This is a genomic window from Blastococcus sp. SYSU D00868, assembly GCF_054050575.1.
Window position 1 is genome coordinate 74,420 of sequence record NZ_JBJGZO010000008.1, and the last position, 16,605, is coordinate 91,024.

14 protein-coding genes are annotated in these 16,605 nt (G+C 73.5%); 9 read left to right on the forward strand and 5 right to left on the reverse strand.

What is annotated here, in order from left to right; translation table 11 throughout:
* Positions 1-20 precede the first annotated feature (20 nt).
* Both ACI79F_RS09560 and ACI79F_RS09565 read left to right on the forward strand, forming a co-directional pair.
* Positions 21-2,408 (forward strand): transglycosylase domain-containing protein, encoded by a 2,388-nt coding sequence (locus ACI79F_RS09560; RefSeq protein ID WP_456544335.1) that lies wholly within the window; start codon positions 21-23, stop codon positions 2,406-2,408.
* A 128-nt stretch (positions 2,409-2,536) separates the two neighbouring features.
* The gene (locus ACI79F_RS09565) at positions 2,537-3,964 is read left to right on the forward strand and encodes a glycosyltransferase family 87 protein (protein ID WP_456544336.1); all 1,428 of its coding nucleotides are present in this window, start codon (positions 2,537-2,539) and stop codon (positions 3,962-3,964) included.
* Here the strand turns inward: ACI79F_RS09565 and ACI79F_RS09570 are convergent.
* Complete coding sequence (locus tag ACI79F_RS09570; protein ID WP_456544337.1) at positions 3,945-4,757, reverse strand: deoxyribonuclease IV; 813 nt, start codon at positions 4,755-4,757, stop codon at positions 3,945-3,947. The two genes, ACI79F_RS09565 and ACI79F_RS09570, sit on opposite strands and share 20 nt — an antisense overlap.
* Before the next feature lie 116 nt (positions 4,758-4,873).
* Here ACI79F_RS09570 and ACI79F_RS09575 point away from each other — a divergent pair, with 116 nt between their 5' ends.
* The 6 genes from ACI79F_RS09575 (at position 4,874) to dnaB (ending at position 10,952) form a co-directional block, all read left to right on the forward strand.
* Entirely contained in the window at positions 4,874-5,959 is a 1,086-nt protein-coding gene (locus ACI79F_RS09575; protein WP_456544338.1) for a hypothetical protein, read from the forward strand.
* Between the two features lie 211 nt (positions 5,960-6,170).
* Entirely contained in the window at positions 6,171-6,461 is a 291-nt protein-coding gene (gene rpsF, locus ACI79F_RS09580) for a 30S ribosomal protein S6 (RefSeq protein ID WP_456544339.1), read from the forward strand.
* A gap of 2 nt (positions 6,462-6,463) precedes the next feature.
* Complete coding sequence (locus ACI79F_RS09585) at positions 6,464-6,952, forward strand: single-stranded DNA-binding protein (RefSeq protein WP_456544340.1); 489 nt, start codon at positions 6,464-6,466, stop codon at positions 6,950-6,952.
* Between the two features lie 38 nt (positions 6,953-6,990).
* On the forward strand, positions 6,991-7,227 hold the full coding sequence (gene rpsR / locus ACI79F_RS09590) for a 30S ribosomal protein S18 (RefSeq protein WP_014378671.1): 237 nt from the start codon (positions 6,991-6,993) through the stop codon (positions 7,225-7,227).
* 11 nt (positions 7,228-7,238) lie between these two features.
* Positions 7,239-7,685: a 50S ribosomal protein L9 gene (gene rplI, locus ACI79F_RS09595; RefSeq protein WP_456544341.1), complete on the forward strand. Its 447-nt coding sequence runs from the start codon at positions 7,239-7,241 to the stop codon at positions 7,683-7,685.
* Between the two features lie 654 nt (positions 7,686-8,339).
* The gene (dnaB, locus tag ACI79F_RS09600) at positions 8,340-10,952 is read left to right on the forward strand and encodes a replicative DNA helicase (RefSeq protein WP_456544342.1); all 2,613 of its coding nucleotides are present in this window, start codon (positions 8,340-8,342) and stop codon (positions 10,950-10,952) included.
* 149 nt (positions 10,953-11,101) lie between these two features.
* On the opposite strand, the gene ACI79F_RS09605 is transcribed toward dnaB, so the two are convergent.
* From ACI79F_RS09605 to ACI79F_RS09615, 3 genes are all read right to left on the reverse strand, one after another.
* A complete protein-coding gene (locus ACI79F_RS09605; RefSeq protein WP_456544343.1) occupies positions 11,102-12,172 on the reverse strand; it encodes a DUF2235 domain-containing protein in 1,071 nt (356 codons plus the stop codon).
* Between the two features lie 76 nt (positions 12,173-12,248).
* Positions 12,249-13,448 (reverse strand): fatty acid desaturase family protein, encoded by a 1,200-nt coding sequence (locus ACI79F_RS09610; RefSeq protein ID WP_456544344.1) that lies wholly within the window; start codon positions 13,446-13,448, stop codon positions 12,249-12,251.
* A gap of 59 nt (positions 13,449-13,507) precedes the next feature.
* The gene (locus ACI79F_RS09615) at positions 13,508-14,617 is read right to left on the reverse strand and encodes a ferredoxin reductase (RefSeq protein ID WP_456544345.1); all 1,110 of its coding nucleotides are present in this window, start codon (positions 14,615-14,617) and stop codon (positions 13,508-13,510) included.
* Between the two features lie 106 nt (positions 14,618-14,723).
* On the opposite strand from ACI79F_RS09615, the gene ACI79F_RS09620 reads away from it, so the two are divergent.
* The gene (locus tag ACI79F_RS09620) at positions 14,724-15,905 is read left to right on the forward strand and encodes a PucR family transcriptional regulator (RefSeq protein ID WP_456544346.1); all 1,182 of its coding nucleotides are present in this window, start codon (positions 14,724-14,726) and stop codon (positions 15,903-15,905) included.
* 78 nt (positions 15,906-15,983) lie between these two features.
* On the opposite strand, the gene ACI79F_RS09625 is transcribed toward ACI79F_RS09620, so the two are convergent.
* Positions 15,984-16,574 (reverse strand): class I SAM-dependent methyltransferase, encoded by a 591-nt coding sequence (locus ACI79F_RS09625; RefSeq protein ID WP_456544347.1) that lies wholly within the window; start codon positions 16,572-16,574, stop codon positions 15,984-15,986.
* Positions 16,575-16,605: the final 31 nt, after the last annotated feature.

The following is a 16,605-nucleotide window of genomic DNA, read 5'->3' on the forward strand; positions in this document are numbered from 1 at the left end:
TGTCAGGAAGGGGCTCGCTCGTGCCCTCCCACGACGAGACGTCGCCGGTCGGCCCGGGGGCCGGCTCGGTCCGTCGGCCTCCCCCCGCCCGCTCGGGCGCGGGCCGGGGACGGACCACGGCGTCCCGCGCCGGCGCATCGGGCTCCGGCGGCAACCGCCCGCCGGGCAAGGGCCCGGGCGGCGGGCGGCCGTCCGCGGGCGGCAACGGCCGCGGCGGCCGGGGCAAGTCCGTCCGCACCAAGAAGCAGCGTCGCCGTCGCCGGCTGAAGATCCTCGCCGGCGTCGTCGCCGGGATGTTCGTGCTGCTCGCCGTCTTCGTCGGCGTCGTCTACGCGACGACGGAGGTGCCCGACCCGAGCAGCGTGCAGAACGCGCAGACGACGGTCGTCTACTACGCCGACGGCACGACCGAGATGGCCCGCCTCGGCGACGAGAACCGCACCAACGTCCCGCTCGACCAGGTGTCGGAGCCGGCCCGCAACGCGATCCTCGCGGCGGAGAACCGCAACTTCTACTCCGACCCCGGCATCTCGTTCACCGGCATCGTCCGCGCGGCCTGGAACAACGTCACCGGCGGCTCGACGCAGGGCGGGTCGACGATCACCCAGCAGTACGTCAAGAACGCCTTCCTGTCGACGGAGCAGACGTTCAGCCGCAAGTTCCAGGAGCTCTTCCTGGCCATCAAGCTGGACAACGAGTACTCGAAGGACGAGATCCTCGAGAACTACCTCAACACCATCTACTTCGGCCGCGGCGCCTACGGCATCGAGGCCGCGGCCACCACCTTCTTCGGCGTCCCGGCCAGCGCGCTGACCGCCGAGCAGGGCGCCGCCCTCGCCGTCCTGATCCGCAACCCCTCCAACAACGACCCCGAGGTCAACCCCGAGGGCGCGCTCAGCCGCTGGGAGCGGGTGATGGACACCATGGAGGAGGAGGGCTGGGTCACCGCCGAGCAGCGCGCCGCCGCGGTGTTCCCGCCGGTCCTGCCGCGCACCGACAGCAGCCTGCGCATCCCGGGCGGGCCCGAGGGCCTGATCGTGCAGCAGGCGCTCGCCGAGCTGCGCGCCAAGGGCTACACCGACCAGCAGATCTACGCCGGCGGCCTGCGGATCACCACCACGATCTCCAAGCCCGCGCAGGACGCGGCGGTCGCCGCGGTCACCGACGTGATGCAGGGCGAGCCGGAGAACCTGCGGCAGGCCCTGGTCGCCATCGACCCGCGCACCGGCGCCGTCCAGGCCTACTACGGCGGGCCGAACGGCACCGGCACCGACTACGCCCAGTCCCAGCGCCAGCCCGGCTCCTCGATGAAGCCCTACGTGCTGGCCACGGCGCTGGAGCAGGGCATCGGGGTGCAGTCGCGCCGCGACGGCTCCTCGCCGCAGACGTTCCCCGACCGCGAGGCCCCGGTGCGCAACTCCGGCGGCGCCTCGTGCGGGAACTGCACCCTCGTCGAGGCGATGACCCGGTCGCTGAACACCACGTTCTACGGGCTGGCCTACGAGGTCGGGCCCGACGAGGTGCGCGGCACGGCGCTGGCCGCCACCGGCCTGCCGGAGACCTGGCAGGGCGGGTTCCTGGAGGGCCAGACGACGCTGGCCAACGCCGACGGCTTCACCGGGTCGGCGATCGGCATCGGCGAGTACGAGATGCGCCCCATCGACCAGGCGCACGGCTTCGCCACGCTGGCCGCCGGCGGCATCGAGCGCAGCCCGTACTTCGTCTCGCGGGTGACCGACACCTCCGGCGCGACGCTGCTCGAGTACGGCGGCGACCCCGGCGAGCAGGTGATCCCGACCGACGTCGCCAACGACACGACGTACGCGCTCGAGGGCGTGGCGGACTACTCCCGTCGCTCCCTGGACGGGGACCGCCCGGTGGCCAGCAAGACCGGTACCCAGGGGCTCAACGCCACGGACAACTCCGACGCCTGGATGGTCGGCTACACCCCGTCGCTGTCGACGGCGGTGTGGATGGGCACCGACGCCCGCGACCCGATCGTCAACGCCGCGGGCTCGATCATCTACGGCTCCGGGCTGCCGGGGGCCATCTGGCAGCAGTTCATGGACACCGTCCTGGCCGGCACGCCGGAGGAGCCGCTGCCCGACGAGCCGGTGATCGACGCCGACCGGAACGGGCCGCCGGCGACCGAGGAGGCCCCGCAGACGTCGCAGGCCCCACAGACGACGCAGTCGGCGCCCACCACCACGGTCGAGGAGCCGGAGGACACGCCCACGCCGACCCCGACGCCGACCCCCACGCCGACGCCGACCCCCACCCCGACGCCCACGCCGACCCCGACCCCGCTGCTGCCCGTCCCCGGGAACCAGCAGGGCACCCAGGCGCCCGGCGGCGGGCAGGGCGGCGGCCCGGGCAACCCGCAGCAGGCCGCGCCCGGCGGCGGCTGAGGCCGGGGCAGACTGGCGCCGTGACCGGCGCGCACCCCACGGACCCTCCGGACAGCTCCGCTGCCGGGGGGTCCGTGCCGTCCGGGGGGCCCGCGGCGGCCACCCTCCCGCCGGGTCCGGACCGGGTGGTGCCGACCTGGACCGACCCGATCGCCGCCCAGGCCAGCGAGGCCGTCGGCGGCCCGTGGGGCCGGCACGCGGTGACCGGCCGCGCGCTGTTCTGGACGCCGCTGCGGATCTGCCTGCTGTTCGCCACGACCGTGCTCGCCGTGGCCTGGACCAAGCAGGCGCCCTGCTCCTCGGGCAACTGGCAGGGGCACGTCCAGTACACGCACTTCTGCTACAACGACGCCGTCCCGCTGTGGGGCGTGCACGGCCTCGACGAGGGCGCCGTCCCCTACCTGGACTCCGCGGTCGAGTACCCGGTACTGACCGGCGGGCTGATGGCCGTCGCCGCCGGGCTGGCCCGCGCCTACGGCGAGCTCTCCGGCCCGGACGGCTGGCTGCCCACCGTGCCCGACGTGCAGGCCTACTACGTGGTGACGTGCCTGCTGCTGTCGCTGCTGGCGCTGGTGGCCACCCGCACCGTGATGGCGCTGGCCGGGCGCCGGCCGTGGGACACCGCGATGTTCGCGCTCTCCCCGCTCCTGCTGGTGCACGCGTTCACCAACTGGGACCTGCTCGCCGTCGCGCTCACCGGGCTGGGCATGTGGGCCTGGGCGCGGCAGCGGGAGGTCCTCGCCGGGGTGCTGCTGGGGCTGGCGGTGGCCGCGAAGTTCTACCCGCTGCTGGTGCTCGGCGCCCTGCTGCTGCTGTGCCTGCGGGCCGGGCGGTGGCGCACCTGGCTGCGCACCGCCGCCGCGGCCGTCGTCGCCTGGCTGGCGGTCAACGTGCCGGTGGCGGTGCTGGCGTTCGACAACTGGGCGACGTTCTTCACCTTCAGCCGCAGCCGGCCGGCCAACCCCGAGACGCTGTGGAACCTCGTCCTCACGCTCACCGACGGGCGGGCGTTCGACGGACCGCTCGCCGAGGGCGAGACGCCGTCGGTGCTCAACGCGGTCATCGCCGTGCTGCTGCTGGCCTACGGGCTGGGGGTGGCCTGGCTGACGCTGGCGGCGCCGGTGCGGCCCCGGGTGGCGCAGGTGGCGTTCCTTTTGGTGGCCGGCTTCCTGCTGTTGAACAAGGTGTGGAGCCCGCAGTTCTCGCTGTGGCTGCTGCCGCTCGCGGTGCTGGCCCGGCCGCGCTGGCGCTCGCTGCTGCTGTGGCAGGCGGTCGAGGCGCTGGTCTGGGTGGTCACGCTGCTCTGGTACCTCGGCACCGCCAACCGCGGCATCGACGAGGAGTGGTTCTGGATCGTCGTCGTGGCCCGGGACGTCGCCGTGGTGCTGCTGATCGCCCTGGTCGTCCGGGAGGTCTGGCGGCCCGACCACGACGTCGTCCGGACGAGCTGGCCCGGCGTCGACGACCCGGCCGGCGGGGTGCTGGACCACGCCCCGGACCGGTTCACCCTGCCGGCCCACCGGCCGACACCCCGGCTCAGCCGATCGCCGACCTGACCAGCGCCACCTCCTCCGCGTGGGCGGCCGCGTCGCCCGGGGTCTCCAGCACGATCGCGGCGTCCGCGGCGCGGGCCACGGCCAGCAGGACCTCGGTCGGGATCTCGCCGCCGACCAGCGGCGCGTGGCGGTCGCGGCTGGAGCCGGCGGGGTCGCGGCTGTTGTTCAGGTGGACGACGTCGATCCGGCCGGTGATGGCGCGGACGTCGTCCACCGCCGTCTCCAGGTCCCAGCCGGCCGCCCACGCGTGGCAGGTGTCGAGCACGAACCCGGCGCCGAACTCGCCGACCGCCTCCCACAGCCGGGCCAGGGCGTCGAGGTCGCGGGCCATCGCGTTGCCGCCGCCGGCGGTGTTCTCGATGAGCAGCGGGACGGCGAAGCCGCCGGTCTCGGCCTGGCGGGTGAACGTCTTGCGCCAGTTGTCCACGCCGGTGGCCGGGTCGTCCTGGGCGAGCACGTGCCCGCCGTGCACCACCAGGCCGAGCGCGCCGACGGCCGCCGCGGCCTGCGCGTGCTGGCCGAGCAGCTTGCGGCTGGGGATCCGGATCCGGTTGTTGGTCGTGGCCACGTTGAGCACGTAGGGGGCGTGCACGACGACGGTGACGCCGCCGTCGCGCAGGGCCTCTGCGTCGGGCCGCGGCTTCGGCGCCTTCCAGCCCTGCGGGTCGGCCAGGAAGACCTGGACGCCGTCGGCGTCCATCTCCGCCGCGCGGGCGACCGGCCCGCCGTCCAGCAGCTGGTCGTCCTCGGTCAGGCCGGGGCCGACGTGTACGCCGATCGGGTGGGAGGCCACGTCGGCGACAGTAGTTCCGGCCGATGACAGGTTTGGCCGTAACCCGGGACACACATCATCGTTCCTGCACCGTGACGGGGGTTACTCCCCAGTAGCTCGACGGAGGGTGTGCAGGGATGGCGACGGGGCGGATCCGACGCAGCGCGCGGCGGGGGCTCGCCGGAGCGGTGCTGCTCTGGCTGGCAATCCTGGCCGGGTCGGTCCTGGCCGCCCCGTCCGCGAGCGCGGCGGACACCGTGCCGGTCGACATCCGGGACCTGACGCCGCCGCTGGTGAGCGTCGACCCGGGCGACACGGTGCGCTTCACGAACCTGATCGAGGACAAGACGCTGCAGGTGGGCGGCGGGGGCCTGCTGCCGTCGCTGGTGACGGTGCGAGTGCACACCGACGTCGCGTTGCGGCTGCCCTCCGGCGACCACCCGCTGCAGCGCGGCCAGTCGGTGGAGGAGCGGTTCGACGACAACTGCATCGGCCCGTGCTGGATCACCTACACCTACCGGGTCAGCGTCCCGGACGCCTCGGTCGTCGGGTCGCTGCTGGACACGGTCACCAGCCGGGCGCTGGCCGCGCTGCCGCAGAGCCAGGTCGTCACCTACAACGGCACGCAGACCACGGTGACCATCGGCGTCCCGACGCCGTTCATCGTGAACACGCTGATCCCGCTGCCGAACCTGCCGTCGGTGAACCTGCCGCAGCTGCCGACCATCGACGTCCCGAGCCTGCCGGGCCTGGGCCAGGTGCTCCCCCAGGTGCTGCCGCAGGGCGAGGCCCCCGCCCCGGAGCAGCCGGTGGTGCCGCAGGCGCCGGCCGCGTCCGGCGTCGACGGCTCGCCCTACGCCTACGACACCGGGCTGGGGGCCGCGGACATGTCGCCCACCGGCGGCGGCGCCGGTGCGCTGGACCTCAGCCGGTTCACGCCCGGCTCGGGCGCCAGCGCGGTGCCCGGCGGCGGGGCGGCGAACGGCTCCGGCGGTGCCGGCGGGTACGACGGCGCCGCGGTGCCGGTGTTCGGGCAGCTCTCCGGCCTCGGGGACGCCGCCCTGGACGAGGAGAGCGCGACCAGCGCCGGCCCCGCCGGCACGCCCGGCGACACCCTCCCGCTGCCCGCCCTCGTGGCGGTCGTCGCGCTGGTCGCGGCCGCCGCCGCGCTGGTCCGCACCCAGCTGGCCACCCGCAGCGGCGGGTCGCACCGCTCCCGCTGAGCACCTCGTCGCCGGCCGCCGTCCCCGCCGGGGGCGGCGGCCGTCGTGCGTCCGCCTGTGGACGCCCGGGGAGCGCGAACGACCGCACTGGTAGCCTGTGCGGTGGCGCGTTCCCGGCCGTCGTCCGGCGGTGGGGGCGCGCGACGCATGTACGACCCTCCTGCTGCAGATGCACTGCAGCCGCCGAGACCAGAGGAGGTGGGGTTTCTCCATGCGCAACTACGAACTGATGGTCATCCTCGACCCCGAGCTGGAGGAGCGCACGATCGCGCCCTCCCTCGACCGGTTCCTGACCGTCGTCACCAACTCCGGTGGCACGGTGGGCAAGGTCGACATCTGGGGTCGTCGCCGGCTCGCCTACGAGATCAAGAAGCAGATCGAGGGCATCTACGCCGTCATCGACATCAACGCCGAGCCCGCGGCCGTGGCCGAGCTCGACCGGCAGCTGAACCTCAACGAGTCGGTCCTGCGCACCAAGCTGATGCGGCCCGAGGTCCACTGACCATGGCCGGCGAGACCGTCATCACCGTCATCGGCAACCTGACCTCCGACCCGGAGCTGCGGTTCACGCCGTCGGGTGCCGCGGTCGCCAACTTCACCGTCGCCTCCACCCCGCGGACGTTCGACCGTCAGTCGCAGGAGTGGAAGGACGGCGAGGCGCTCTTCCTGCGCTGCAACGTGTGGCGGCAGGCGGCGGAGAACGTCGCCGAGTCCCTCACCCGCGGCTCGCGGGTCATCGTCTCCGGTCGCCTCAAGCAGCGCTCCTTCGAGACGAAGGAGGGCGAGAAGCGCACCGTCGTCGAGCTCGAGGTCGACGAGGTGGGCCCCTCGCTGCGCTACGCCACCGCGAAGGTCACCAAGGCCCAGCGCGGCGAGGGTGGCGGCGGCTTCGGCGGCGGCGGTGGCGGCGGTTTCGGTGGCGGTGGCGGCGGCGGTGGCGCGAGCGACCCGTGGTCGACGCCCGCCGGCCCGTCCGACGAGCCGCCCTTCTGATCCTCATTCCCTGATCCACGTCGTACCTGGAGAACCCAGTGCCCAAGCCCCCCGTGCGCAAGCCCAAGAAGAAGGTCTGCCAGTTCTGCAAGGACAAGGCGACCTACGTCGACTACAAGGACACGACCCTGCTGCGGAAGTTCATCTCCGACCGCGGCAAGATCCGTGCCCGCCGCGTCAGCGGCAACTGCAGCCAGCACCAGCGTGACGTCGCGACGGCCGTGAAGAACAGCCGCGAGATGGCGCTGCTGCCCTACACCTCCACGGCGCGCTGACCATGAGCACGATGAAGCTGATCCTGACGCAGGAGGTCACCGGTCTCGGGTCCTCCGGCGACACCGTCGAGGTCAAGGGCGGCTACGGCCGCAACTACCTCCTGCCCCGCGGGCTGGCCATCGTCGCCACCCGCGGTGCCGAGAAGCAGGTGGACTCGCTCCGCCGGGCCCGTGCCGCCCGCGACGTGCGCAGCCTCGAGGAGGCGCAGGCCGTGGCCGGCCGCCTCGGTGGCCTGACCGTCCGCGTGCCGGCCCGCGCCGGTGAGGGCGGCCGCCTGTTCGGCCGCGTCACCACCGCCGACGTCGCCGCCGCGGTCACCGCGGCCGGCGGCCCGGAGCTGGACCGTCGTCGCATCGAGCTGCCCAGCAGCATCAAGACGACCGGCCAGCACAAGGTCACCGTCCGGATCCACCCCGAGGTGGCCTCCGAGCTGACGATCGACGTCGTCGCGGCCTGACACCCGCAGCACCCCACGAGGGGCGTCGGACTCCGGTCCGGCGCCCCTCGTGGCGTTCCCGGGGCGTTGACAGGGCGCTGCGCCCCGCTCCGGGCCCGCGGCACGCCCCGCCGCGCCCCCCGCGCCCCGACCCGTGCCACGGGCGCTGTGCGCCGCACGACCGTCCGGCGGCCGGATCGGGTCGTGGCCGCACACCGCTCGTGACGTCCGGCTCTTGTGGACGACGACCCGCCGGTGGGGCGCCTGGGACGGGTGCGCCGGGCGGGCGACACGCCGGGGGACGACACGGCGAGTTCTCCCGGATTTCTCCCGTCCACACCCGGTGTGTCGTCCCTGCGCTGGTCAGCCGCGGGATACGCGCCCGAGCGCGTCGCCGTCCCCCGCTGTCTCCACATGTCGACACGCCTGTGTCCACCGACTTGTCCACAAGTTGTGCAGAACGGGGCCCACAGCGGTGATGGACGGACCGGTCCGCCGTTCCTAACGTCCTCTTCGCCTGCCCGTCCGGCCCGAACTGTCGGTGGCCGCCGGTAGGAACGTCTCGAACAAGCGTTCGAGACAGGTGGACGACGTCCTGGTGCTTCCCCCACCAGGCCCCGGCTCAGCGGCCGGGGCCTGTGACGGGGTGCGCCGGAGAGTGGATGGAGGACTGACGTGGCGGTGGCCGACGACTTCAGCCGGCCGCAGGCGACGGCGCCGGAGTACGACCGGCAGCCGCCGCAGGACGTCCAGGCGGAGCAGTCGGTGCTCGGCGGGATGCTGCTGAGCAAGGACGCGATCGCCGACGTCGTCGAGCAGTTGCACAGCGCCGACTTCTACCGGCCGGCGCACCAGATCATCTTCGACTGCATCCTCGACCTCTACGGCCGGGGCGAGCCCGCGGACGCGATCACCGTCGCCGCCGAGCTCAACCGCACCGACCAGCTGTCGAAGATGGGCGGCGCGGTCTACCTGCACACGCTGATCGCCTCGACGCCCACCGCGGCCAACGCCGGCTACTACGCCGCGATCGTGGCCGAGCAGGCCGTGCTGCGGCGGCTGGTCGAGGCCGGCACGCGCGTCGTCCAGCTGGGCTACGGCGCGGCCGGCGGGCGGGGCGACGTCGACGACATCGTCGACCGCGCCCAGCAGGAGATCTACGACGTCACCGAGAAGCGGATGAGCGAGGACTACTCGCGGCTCGAGGACATCCTCCAGCCGACGATGGACGAGCTCGACGCCATCGCCAGCCGCGGCGGGGTCAGCCGCGGCGTGCCGACCGGAATCCGCGACCTCGACGAGCTCACCAACGGCCTCCAGGCCGGTCAGATGGTCGTCATCGCCGCCCGTCCCGGTGTCGGCAAGGCCCTGGCGCTCGACACCCCCATCGCGACGCCGACCGGGTGGACGACGATGGGCGAGATCGCGATCGGCGACCGCGTGCTCGGCTCCGACGGCCGGCCGACGACGGTGGTCGCGGCGACCGAGGTGATGACCGGCCGGCCCTGCTATGAGGTGCACTTCTCCGACGGCTCCGTGATCGTCGCCGACGCCCAGCACCAGTGGCTCACCGAGACCCGCGCCAGCCGGAAGTCGGCGCAGGCGGCCCGCAGCGGCTACAACGGGTACCGCAGCCAGCAGACCTTCGCCGAGGTGCGCACCACCGAGGAGATCGCCCGCACCGTCCGGTGCGCGACCCGGGACGCCCGGCTCAACCACTCGGTGACCAACGCAGCCCCGCTGGACCTGCCCGAGGCCGACCTGCCGCTGCCGCCGTACGCGCTGGGCGTCTGGCTCGGCGACGGCACCTCGGCCGCGGCCCAGTTCACCAGCGCCGACCCCGAGATCGCCGTGTACATCGAGGCCGAGGGGCTCGTTGCCGAGCCGACGGGCACCGACCGGCGGTACTCGCTCCGGCTGCCGCAGGCCGAGGTCGCCGCCCGCCCGTGCCCGATCTGCGGCGAGCTGTTCGTGCCGCGGACGTCGCAGGTGCAGACCTGTGGCAAGACGTGCGGTGGGCGGCTGCGCGCCGGCGGCGGCGTCGGTCGCCAGGCGACCTGCCCGGACTGCGGCGGGCCGTCGTCCGGCCTCGCCCAGTGCCAGGCCTGCCGGGACGACCACGGCACCGTGAAGGCGCTCCTGCGCGGCCTCGGGGTGCTCGGCGACAAGCACATCCCCGTCGCCTACCTGCGGGCCTCGGTGGCCCAGCGGCGGGCACTGCTGGCGGGTCTGCTCGACACCGACGGCACCGTGGCCCCCAGCGGGGTCGTGCAGTTCGGGGTCACCAGCCGGCGGCTGGCCGAGGACACCCGCGAGCTGATCGCGAGCCTCGGGCACCGGGTGCGGATGACCACCAAGCGCGTGAAGGGCCGCAGCGAGGAGTCCTCGACCTGCTACACGCTGACCTTCAGCACCGACGACGAGGTCTTCCGCCTCGAGCGCAAGAAGCTGCTGCACAAGGAGCGGGGGGCCCGCACGTTCACCGCGCGGGGCAGCCGGTTCATCACCGACGTCCGCCCGATCGCGAGCGTGCCGGTGCGCTGCATCCAGGTCGACGCGGCCGACTCGCTGTTCCTGGCCGGCCGCAGCTTCATCCCGACCCACAACTCGACGCTGGGCCTGGACATCGCGCGTTCAGCGGCGATCAAGCACCACATGGCGACGGTCATCTTCTCGCTCGAGATGAGCAAGCACGAGATCACCATGCGTCTGCTGTCGGCCGAGGCCAAGGTGCCGCTGCACCACATGCGCGCCGGCACGCTGTCGGACGAGGACTGGTCGAAGCTGGCCCGCCGGATGGGTGAGGTGGCCGACGCCCCGCTCTACATCGACGACTCGCCCAACATGACGATGATGGAGATCCGAGCCAAGGCGCGGCGTCTCCGCCAGCGGAACGACCTGAAGCTCGTGGTCATCGACTACCTGCAGCTGATGACGTCGGGCAAGCGGGTGGAGAGCCGCCAGCAGGAGGTCTCCGAGTTCTCCCGTGCACTCAAGCTCCTCGCCAAGGAGATCGAGTGCCCGGTCATCGCGATGTCGCAGCTGAACCGTGGGTCCGAGCAGCGGCAGGACAAGAAGCCGATGCTCTCCGACCTTCGCGAATCGGGCTCGATCGAGCAGGACGCCGATATGGTGATGATGATCCACAGAGAAGACATGTACGAGAAGGAGTCGCCGCGGGCCGGCGAGGCCGACATCATGCTGGTGAAGCACCGTAACGGCCCGACGGCCAACGTCACGGTCGCTTTTCAGGGCCACTACAGCCGCTTCGTGGACATGGCCAACTGACCCCGGCGCCCTCTCGACCCTAGGCCCGCAGCGTGCGATCGCTGCGGGCCTCGGTCGTTCTCGGGTGTCAGTCCCCCGCGCGCAGCAGCGGCAGCGGGTTCCCGTGCGCCGCGGCCGGGGCCACACACACAGCAGCTGGTCCCACCCGGTCAGAGCAGCGACCGCACCCACGGCTCGAGGTGCGGGTTGCGCGGCTCGTACGGCGGCCGGCCGGTCCCCCACCGGCGCAGCACGCCGTCGTCCAGGGTCTCCGCGACGGCCTCGCGGACCGGGCGCAGCAGCGTGCGGTTCCCCGGCAGGAGGCCGGTGAGCCGGCCGAGCAGGCCCCGGGACCAGTCGTCGATCCGGCCCTGCCACTCGTCCCCGGTGGGCGCCGGCCGGGGCGGGTCGACCACCAGCCCGGCCTCGACCGCCCGCCCGACGACCCACTCGCGGGTCACGACCGACAGCGGGTTGCGCCGCTGCGGCTCCCTCGTCCCCCCGCCGCCGACGTTGGTGTGCCCGCCCACGAACCAGCGCTGCTCCACCGTGGTGGGGTGGCCGGGGATCGGGACGGGCACGCTGGTCCACATCGTCGGTTCGAACCACCCGCGGTGCTCGTCGACGGCGACCGCGTGGCAGGCGACGTCCACCAGGCCGCTCAGGTTGGTGTCGTGGAACTGGTAGCGGCGGCGGGTGAGCCAGCGCCCCAGCCCCCCGGGGATGCCGAGCGCGCCGACGGTGTCGAAGACGCCCAGGAAGCGGATCCGCACCAGCCGCGAGGAGGCGAGGACGAGCTCGTCCTCGGCGGTGCGCGGCCGCCGCTCGCCGGCCTGCATCTCGCGCAGCCCCGGGGCGGAGGTGTCGCGGTAGCGCCGGAAGACGGCCTCGGCGGGGAGGTCCTCGGCGCGGATCAGCCCGCACTTGGCGATCATCCCGGCGAGGCTGCGCGCGGTGAACGCCCCCCGGCTGTACCCGATGAGGAAGATCCGGTCGTCGTCGGAGGCCCACCGCTCCGCCAGGAAGGCGTAGGCGCGGCGGATGTTCTCGTCCACCCCGACGCCGAAGGCGCCGCCGACGAGGCGGTCGGACACCCCCGTGCCGACGCCGCGGACGTAGCACTTCTCCTGGCGCACCCCCGGCGCCTCGTCGGGCACCCGGTTGCAGACCTGCACGACGTTGGTGTGCGCGTTGCTGTCGCTCCACGTGCCGTCGAGGAAGGCGGCGAGGTTCCGCGGCATCGGACGATCGAACACCCGCGGCCCGGGACGTGGGGCGTCCCGGGCCGCGGGTGTCCGGCGGATCGGTGGTGCGGCGTCAGGCGGCCATCTCGGCCAGCTGCAGCCGGCGGCGGGTGACCTTCGAGCCGGTCGACATCCGCCACAGCTTGACCAGCTGCTGCGGCAGGTTCTTCACGGTCGTGTTGTCCAGCCACCCGTTCGGCAGCGACAGCCGGAAGATCTTGTGCCAGGCCGAGTACACCTGCTCGTACATCGGCGCCGAGTGGTAGTTCAGGCCGTACTCGTCGAACAGGGCCTTCACCTTCGGTGCGATCTCCGCGTACCGGTTGCTCGGCAGGTCGGGGAAGAGGTGGTGCTCGATCTGGTGCGAGAGGTTGCCGGTCATCAGGTGGATGGCCTTGCCGCCGGAGATGTTGGCCGAGCCGAGCATCTGGCGGATGTACCACTCGCCCTTGGTCTCGCCGTCGATCGAGCGCTTCTCGAACGTCTCGACGCCCTCGGGGAAGTGCCCGCAGAGGATCACGGAGTTCGACCACAGGTTGCGCACGATGTTCGCGACGAAGTTGGCCGCCAGCGTGGGCACGATGTTCGGCCCGGACAGCAGCGGGTGGACGACGTAGTCCTTGCGGACCTGGCGCCCGATCTTGCGCAGCACCGCCTTGCCGCGGCGGCGGAACTCGGGGTCCCCCGTCTGCTTCTTGGCGAGGACGGCGCCCAGCTCCAGGTCGTACGCCGCGATCCCGTACTCGAAGAAGCAGGCGTTGACGAAGCTCCACAGCGGCTGGAGCAGGTAGCCCGGCCCCCACTTCTGGTCCTCGTCGACCCGCATGATGCCGTAGCCCAGGTCGTTGTCCTTGCCGATCACGTTCGTGTACGTGTGGTGCAGCTGGTTGTGCGAGTGCTTCCACTGCTCGGCCGGGCTGGCCATGTCCCACTCCCACGTCGTGGAGTGGATCTTCGGGTCGCGCATCCAGTCCCACTGCCCGTGCAGGACGTTGTGCCCGATCTCCATGTTCTCGAGGATCTTGGCGACCGACAGGCCGATCGTGCCCAGGATCCAGGCGGGCGGGAAGCCCGAGGCGAGCAGGACGGCGCGGCTGCCCAGCTCCAGCTTGCGGTGCACGTCGATGACCGTGCGGATGTAGCGGGCGTCGGACTCGCCGCGGCTGTCGAGCACGCTCTGCCGGATCGCGTCCAGCTGCTTGCCGAGGAGTTCGACGTCCTCGGCGGTGAGGTGCGCGATGGGGTTGTCGGACTTCTTCTGGATGGCGGTCATGCGGGAGGTTCCGCTCCTCAGGTCAGGTCGGGGTGCGGTCGGGGTGGCCGGGGCTCGGCTCAGTGGTCGATGGCGCAGGCGCCGGCGGCGGCGCTCACGCAGGTCTGGACGAGGACGCCGTCGCCCGGGACGGCGGTGGTCACCTCGCCGGTCCGCAGGTCGCGGACGGCGCCCTCGCGCAGCGGCAGCACGCAGCCGAAGCAGATGCCCATGCGGCAGCCGCTCGGCATGAGGACGCCGGCCTGCTCGGCGGCGTCGAGGATCGGGGTGGCTGCGTCGGCGTCGACCGTGGCGCCGTTGCGGGTGAAGGAGACCGTGCCGCCCTCGCCGTCGGCGGCGATCACGGTGGGCCGGAAGCGCTCGGTGTACAGCCGGTCGGCCAGCCCGGCGCCGGCCCAGTGCTCCTCCAGCGCCTCGAGCATCCCGACCGGGCCGCAGGCCCAGGTGGCGCGCTCGGCCAGGTCGGGCACCAGGGCGGCGACGTCGGCGGCGGAGAGCATCCCGGCGGTGTCGGTGTGCTGCTCGACCAGGCGGATCCGCCCGGCGGCGGCCAGGTCGCGCAGCTCGGCGCCGAAGACGACGTCCTCGGCGGTGGGCGCGGAGTGCACCAGGACGACGTCGGTGAGCTCGTCGTCGGCGAGGTTGCGCAGGATGCCCATGACCGGCGTGATCCCGGAGCCGGCGGTGACGAACAGCGCCTTGTCCGGGCACGGCCGCGGCAGCACGAACTCGCCGGTGGCCTGGTCCAGGTGCACCAGGGTGCCGGGCTCGGTCCGGTGCACCAGGTGGTTGCTCACGCGCCCGTCCGGGATGGCCTTGACGGTGATCGTGAAGCAGCCGTCGGCCCGCCCGAGCACCGAGGTGATCGAGTAGGCGCGCCACTGGCGGACGCCGTCGACGTCGATCCCGATCCGCACGTACTGGCCCGGCACGTGCGGCCGCCAGTCGCGGCCGGGGCGGATCACGATCGTCGCGGCGTCCCGGGTCTCGCGGTGCACCGCCTCGATCCGGCCGCGCAGCGCGGCGCCGGAGCGCAGCGGGTCGACCAGGTCGAGGTAGTCGGACGGCAGCAGCGGCGTCGTGGCGAACTCGGCGAGCTTGAGCACGCGGTCCCGCAGCGCGGTCAGCCGGGGCCGGGCCGGGGAAGGACTCGGCTGGGTCACGGTCATGTCACGAGGTTTCCCAAGAAAGGGACCAAGTACCTGTGCCGTTGACGTGAATCGGCGCCGGTACTTTGTTCGCAGGGGACAACCGCGCCGGATCGGAGGGGACGCCGTGGCCGAGGACGGATCGCCGTTCCCGCCGGACGTGGCGGTCGCGCTGGGCCGCCAGCTGCCCGCCGTCGCGGAGTCGACCATCGCCGCGATCGTCGACGAGGTGCCCAGCTACACCGACGCCCTGGGCGGCGACATGGGCCGCACCATCGACCGCGCCGTCCAGCTGGCCCTCGGCGGCTTCCTCACCCTGGCCACCGGCGGGGCCGACCCCAGCCGGCCGGTCGGGCCGGCCCTGGACGGGGCCTACTCGCTGGGTCGCGGCGAGGCCCGCAGCGGCCGGTCGATGGACGCGCTGCTGGCGGCCTACCGGGTGGGGGCCCGGGTCGCCTGGCGGCACATGAGCAGCGCGGCGGTCGCCGCCGGCCTGTCCCCGGAGGGCCTGGCCCGCTTCGCCGAGCTGGTGTTCGCCTACATCGACCAGCTGTCGGCCTCCAGCGTCGCCGGGCACGCCGACGAGCTGGCCTCCACCGGCCGGGCCCGCCGCCGGCACCTGGAGCGGCTGGCCGCCGTCCTGCTCGCCGGGCGCCCGCTGCACGACCTGACCGCCGCCGCCGAGCGCGCCGAGTGGCTGCCGCCGCGCACGCTCACCGCCGTCCTGCTGCCCGAGACCTCCGCCCGGACCGCCCTGTCGGGCCTGGACGTGCGCACCCTGGTCAGCACCGAGGAGATCCCCGACGTCGGCCCCGGCCCGGAGCGGGTGACGCTGCTGGTCCCGGACGCCGAGGGGCGCGGGCGGGCCCCGCTGCTGGCCGCGCTGCAGGGCAAGGAGGCCGTCGTCGGCCCGCCGCGGCCGTGGGCCCAGGCGCACACCTCCTACGCCCGCGCGCAGCGGGCCCTGCAGATGGGCCTGCGGCCGCAGGACGGCGCGCCGCTGGACACCGAGGAGCGGCTCGCGGAGCTGGTGCTGCGGGCCGACGCCACCGCCCTGGCCGACCTCCGCGCCCGGGTGCTGGCCCCGCTGGACCGGGTCGGCGTGGCGGCGCGGGAGAAGCTCACCGAGACGCTGCGCTCGTGGCTGCTGCACCAGGGCCGCCGCGAGCAGGTGGCGGCGGAGCTGTTCGTGCACCCGCAGACGGTCCGGTACCGCATGGGGCAGCTGCGGGAGCTGTTCGGCGACCGGCTCGACGACCCGCGGACGGTGCTCGAGCTGACCCTGGCCCTCGCCGTCCCGGCGATCTGACCCGACACGACCTCCGCGAGATCTGCACAGTCGTCGCCATCGAGCGCTGATGGCGACGACTGTGCAGATCTCGTCCCGTCAGGCCGGGACGAGGACCGCGACGAGGAAGTCCGAGCCGGGCGTGAACGGGTGCAGGTGCCAGGTCGACAGCAGCACCGACGGCGCCAGCCCGGCCGTGCCGGCGTCGGCGAGGAAGTCGTCGAAGGCGTAGTCGCGGCCGGCGCCGAAGCCCACGACCGCCCGCCCGCCGGGCGCCAGGTGCGCGCGGAAGCGGCGCAGCACCTCCACGCGGGTGCTCGGCGCCAGGAAGGTCACGACGTTGCCGGCGCAGACGATCGCGTCGAACCGGTCGGGCAGGTCGAGCTCGGCCAGGTCGCCGACCAGCCACCGCGGCCCGGGGTGGTCCTCGACGGCGGCGGCGATCAGCACGGGGTCGACGTCCACCCCGGTGACGTCGTGCCCGGCGCGGGCGAGGTGCCCGCCGACCCGGCCCGGCCCGCAACCGGCGTCGAGCACCCGCGCGCCGCGCGGCAGCATCGCGTCGACCAGCCGGGCCTCGCCGACGATGTCGGTGCCCTGCGCGGCCAGCCGGCGGAAGCGCTCCACGTAGGCCGGGGAGTGGCCGGGGTCGGCCTCGGTCATCCGCACCCAGGCGCTCGGCTCGGTCATGGGCCCATCCTCTCCGGACGCCGCCGCGGCC

Bases quoted from the DNA above. Each gene is read 5' to 3' on its own strand.
- ACI79F_RS09575 (WP_456544338.1), top strand. From the start codon at position 4,874: ATGGCGACGGGGCGGATCCGACGCAGCGCGCGGCGGGGGCTCGCCGGA.
- rpsF (WP_456544339.1), top strand. From the start codon at position 6,171: ATGCGCAACTACGAACTGATGGTCATCCTCGACCCCGAGCTGGAGGAG.
- ACI79F_RS09585 (WP_456544340.1), top strand. From the start codon at position 6,464: ATGGCCGGCGAGACCGTCATCACCGTCATCGGCAACCTGACCTCCGAC.
- rplI (WP_456544341.1), top strand. From the start codon at position 7,239: ATGAAGCTGATCCTGACGCAGGAGGTCACCGGTCTCGGGTCCTCCGGC.
- ACI79F_RS09605 (WP_456544343.1), bottom strand. From the start codon at position 12,172: ATGCCGCGGAACCTCGCCGCCTTCCTCGACGGCACGTGGAGCGACAGC.
- ACI79F_RS09610 (WP_456544344.1), bottom strand. From the start codon at position 13,448: ATGACCGCCATCCAGAAGAAGTCCGACAACCCCATCGCGCACCTCACC.
- ACI79F_RS09615 (WP_456544345.1), bottom strand. From the start codon at position 14,617: ATGACCGTGACCCAGCCGAGTCCTTCCCCGGCCCGGCCCCGGCTGACC.
- ACI79F_RS09625 (WP_456544347.1), bottom strand. From the start codon at position 16,574: ATGACCGAGCCGAGCGCCTGGGTGCGGATGACCGAGGCCGACCCCGGC.